Raw genomic sequence first — 4,499 nt, forward strand, 5'->3', positions numbered from 1 at the left:
TTTGAATACCGCGTCATGCAAGGTCGGTGTAGTATTTTTTCTCATGGCGGGTCACTGTCCAAAATTGCCTGGAGGAACTTTATCACAAGCAGCAATTTGTTAATATGCAGCCTGTTCCGAGGCTTGCATACAATAACCACGCTAATAACCACGCTGATAGCTCAACGCCTTGGGATCACCAGTGTCACACTCAACAGGCTGGACGCGGGTGATCCAAAGGTCTCGATGGGAAGCTATGCTCTGGCGCTTTATGTGCTGGACAATCTACCTAATCCAGCGACTCACCGTTCGTCGCGATCACTTTTTTATACCAGTAGAAGGATTTTTTGCGGGTGCGTTGCAGCGTGCCGTGGCCGGCATCGTCGCGATCGACGTAGATAAAACCATAACGTTTGCCCATTTCACCGGTAGACGCCGCGACCAAATCGATGCAGCCCCACGAGGTGTAACCCATCAATGGTATGCCGTCGGCGATCGCGTCTTTCATGGCCTTGATGTGTTCACGGAGATACGCGATACGATAGTCGTCATTGATCTCGCCGTTGGCTTCGACGGTATCTTTCGCGCCTAATCCGTTTTCGACCAGGAACAGTGGTTTCTGGTAGCGATCGTGCAGCGTATTCATCGCTATCCGCAGCCCGAGAGGATCGATTCCCCATCCCCAGTCGCTGACTTGCAGGTACGGGTTTTTCAGCGATTTCACGACGTTGGCGGCGCTGGTGTTTTTTTCGTTCATATCCGCGGCAGCGCAGCGCGACGCGTAATAACTGAACGAAACAAAATCCACGGTATGCTTGAGGATCTCGTTGTCACCCTCTTCTACCTCCAGAGCCACCTGCTTCTCGCGGAATATTTTCGCCGCATAGGCGGGGTAAGCACCGCGCGCTTGTACGTCGATGAAGAACAGGTTTTCACGATCTTTTTCCAGCGCGGTCCAGACATCCTCCGGCTTGCAGGAATAAGGGTAGAAATTTCCCCCCGCCAACATGCAACCGATCTGGTTTTCTGGATTGATCTCGTGGGCGATTCGGGTGACCAGCGCGCTGGCGACCAGTTCGTGATGCGCCGCCTGATATTTGACCTGCTCCTTGTTTTCCCCCTCTTTGAATTGCAAACCGGCACCGGAAAACGGGCTGTGCAACAAGATATTGATCTCATTGAATGTGAGCCAGTATTTCACCAGACCGTCAAAGGCTTCAAAACAGGTTTTGGCGTAATGCGCAAAGAAATCGATCATTTTCCGGCTGCGCCATGAGCCGTACTCGGTGACCAGGTGCAACGGCACGTCAAAATGACACAGCGTGACCAACGGTTCGATACCGTATTTTTTACATTCCAAAAACATGTCGCGGTAGAATTGGAGCCCGGCCTGATTAGGTTGGCGCTCATCTCCTTTGGGGAAAATGCGGCTCCAGGCGATCGAGGTTCTGAAAACCGTAAAGCCCATCTCAGCCAACAGCGCGATGTCTTCCTTGTAGCGATGATAAAAATCAATCGCCTGATGGCTGGGATAATATTCGTTTTCGTCCAGCGTTACGCTCTCAATCAATCCGAGCTTGATGGGCATCCGGTTTTTGCCATGTGGGATAACATCAACCGTGGTCAGCCCTTTACCGTCTGCAAGATATGCGCCTTCGGCCTGATTGGCAGCGATTGCGCCGCCCCATAAAAAATCGTCTGGAAATTTGGCATCGGCCATATAGTCGTCCACCTGCTCTGTCGCTTATGTCTGCTTTGCCCGTCCGGCGCTAGCACGCTGACGGGCGGTTATCTCGGTTGCTACTGCCGGGCTTGTGTCGTGAGGGGTTTTGTCAGGTCAACCACTTTCGCCACTGCCTGCGTGGCGAGTACATTGTCATCCGTACTCTTTGGCTGGCTGGTATCGGGTTCCGATGGAATATCCTCGAATCCCAGAATCAAGGTTAAAACAAAGGAGAGTACTACCGACAGGATCATCACCCCCACCACCCAAACAATGCTCATCGGATTATTGGCGTCAAAGAACTGTACGCTGGTGAACAGACCTGGCGACGCCATGGAGTGACTCGCCAGTCCGCCCAAGCCGGCAACGGCACCGCAAATAAAACCACTGATCAAACTGGCAATCAATGGGCGTTTCAGGCGAACCGCCACACCATACAACGCGGGTTCGGAAATACCGGCCACAATCGCGGAGGCCGCTGCCGCCAGTGCAGTTTGGCGTAATTCACTGTTTTTGGTTTTGAATGCCACCGCCAGTGACGATCCACCCAAGGAAAGGTTTGCACCGATTTCAGAAGGCATAACCATCCCTTCTTTGCCCGTTTCGGCAATAGTCTGGATGATGGTTGGCGTAAATACCCGATGCATCCCGGTCATCACCAGCAACGGCCACAATCCGCCCATAATCGCCACGGCCAGCCAGCCAAGACTGTTATGAATGGTGTAGACCAGAGCGGAGATCCCGGTACCGATCCAGATCCCGACCGGGCCGATAATGATAATGGCGATAGGTGCCGCAATTAACACGATCAGCATCGGTTTGAGGAAGTTCTTGGTCACCGCCGGGGTGATACGATCCACGCCCCTTTCGATATACGACAGGATCCAGGTCATACACAGCGCCGGAATAACCGTATAGGTATATTTCACCGAGGCCACCGGGATCATGGAGAACGTCACCTCGGTTCCTTGCGCCGCTTTCGCCATCAAATCAATAAAGTTCGGGTGAATCAGTACACCAGCGATGGCAATCGCCAATGACATGTTGGTTTTGAATTTAATGGAGGCCGAGGCAGCAACCATCACTGGCAGGAAGAAGAACGCGCCGTCACCGATCGTATTGAGGATAATCAACGTGGATGAACCGGTTTCGAACACGCCAAACATGTTCAGAACCATCGCCAGCAGTTTGACCATCGAACCGCCAATAATGGCCGGAATCAAGGGTGACATGGTGCCAATCAGCGCGTCCAGAATGCCCGCACCAATGACCCTTGGCGTCAGTTTTACTCTCTTTTTACCTTGGGCGACGAGGCTGTCGTCACCGAAATCACCCAGCTTCAGCACCTCTTTGTAGGCATAAGAGACATTGTTACCGATAATGACCTGACATTTGTCACCGTTATGTACCACGCCCATCACGCCACTGATGGCCTTGATTGCAGGTGCGTTGATTTTACTTTCATCTTTGACCACGAACCGCAGGCGTGTCATGCAATGCGTAACGGCGGCGATGTTCGAGATCCCGCCTAACTGATCCACTATCGATTTTGAAATTGGTGCATAATCTTTTGCCATTGCCGCATCCCTAACTCATCATTTTAGTCTTGACCCTGCTAGCACGGTCGTTGTCAGTTCTCAAATTAACGTCTGTCGCCGTAGGAAAAACCTTGGGAACCACCGCAGTCCAGAGCATGCAGCTCCGAGCGTGCGATCGCTCGTCTGGCAGCAAGACTCCTGGTGAAGAGAGGTCTCGCCTATTTCGCGCCTTTATGCCTGTCATTCACACAATGGATGTTACGGGTAACGTTGAGCGGAGAGATTGTCTCGTTATCTGTCGAATTAACAAGACCGAGACGACAAATTTAGAAAAAATTGCAAAGCAGATCACATTAAAACCCCACTAAATGTTTTTTTTGTACTTTACAGCGGGTTGGGAGGGCTTATGAAGGAGGTTGATTTTGATGTAATCACCTGTGCCCGAAATTAAATACAACTATGAGTGAGTCATATCGGAGATGAATTTTAGCAAGGCACTTTGCCAGTTTTATGTGTTGCAGGTTTTGCGATGGGTAACCGATGATGGATGTGGATATCTGTCAGAGTGAAAGCGTCACTGTTGATATAAGATAAGAAGTGATTCGGCAGCACAAAGAAAAAAGATTGGCCTTGCGCTGCCGTCGAGAAAGAATCGGAGTCAGTTTAGCGAATGCTGACTCGCAAATACCTAATGGCGAATCTGTGCCAGTTCGTCTTCGGAAAGACCGGTTGCTTCAAGAACAGCATCGCGTGACATTCCCATTTTCAACAGGCTTTGGGCAACATCAAGTTTACCGAGAAGCAATCCTTCCTCGCGTCCTTCCTCACGTCCTTTTAGCTCACCGAGCTGCATACCTTTCTGGATTCCGCGTTGTTCGCCTTCAAGACGTAATTTTTCAGCAATGGTCATCAGAACCTCCTCGTGCTGCCGTCGAGAAAGAATCGGAGTCAGTTTAGCGAATGCTGACTCGCAAATACCTAATGGCGAATCTGTGCCAGTTCGTCTTCGGAAAGACCGGTTGCTTCAAGAACAGCATCGCGTGACATTCCCATTTTCAACAGGCTTCGGGCAACATCGAGTTTACCGAGAAGCAATCCTTCCTCGCGTCCTTTCTGCTCACCGAGTTGCATACCTTCCTCGCGTCCTTTTAGCTCACCGAGCTGCATACCTTTCTGGATTCCGCGTTGTTCGCCCTCAAGACGTAATTTTTCAGCAATGGTCATCAGAACCTCCTCGTGCTGCGGCACTCGTGATGCCA

At 51.1% G+C, this 4,499-nt stretch carries 3 protein-coding genes and 1 pseudogene; all 4 read right to left on the reverse strand.

The window, feature by feature from the left end:
• Positions 1–268: 268 nt before the first annotated feature.
• Positions 269–1,699 carry a 6-phospho-beta-glucosidase gene (locus DRI82_RS23570; protein ID WP_114196313.1) on the reverse strand — a complete coding sequence of 477 codons (1,431 nt, stop codon included), beginning with the start codon at positions 1,697–1,699 and terminating at the stop codon, positions 269–271.
• A gap of 80 nt (positions 1,700–1,779) precedes the next feature.
• Positions 1,780–3,279: a PTS cellobiose/arbutin/salicin transporter subunit IIBC gene (gene ascF / locus DRI82_RS23575; RefSeq protein WP_114196314.1), complete on the reverse strand. Its 1,500-nt coding sequence runs from the start codon at positions 3,277–3,279 to the stop codon at positions 1,780–1,782.
• Positions 3,280–3,928: 649 nt separating this feature from the next.
• Entirely contained in the window at positions 3,929–4,150 is a 222-nt protein-coding gene (locus tag DRI82_RS23580; protein WP_211317713.1) for an RpnC/YadD family protein, read from the reverse strand.
• Positions 4,151–4,218: 68 nt separating this feature from the next.
• Positions 4,219–4,499 (reverse strand): annotated as a pseudogene (locus DRI82_RS23585) (ISNCY family transposase); the annotation flags it as partial.

The organism is Edaphovirga cremea (genome assembly GCF_003332275.1).
Classification (GTDB): domain Bacteria; phylum Pseudomonadota; class Gammaproteobacteria; order Enterobacterales; family Enterobacteriaceae; genus Edaphovirga; species Edaphovirga cremea.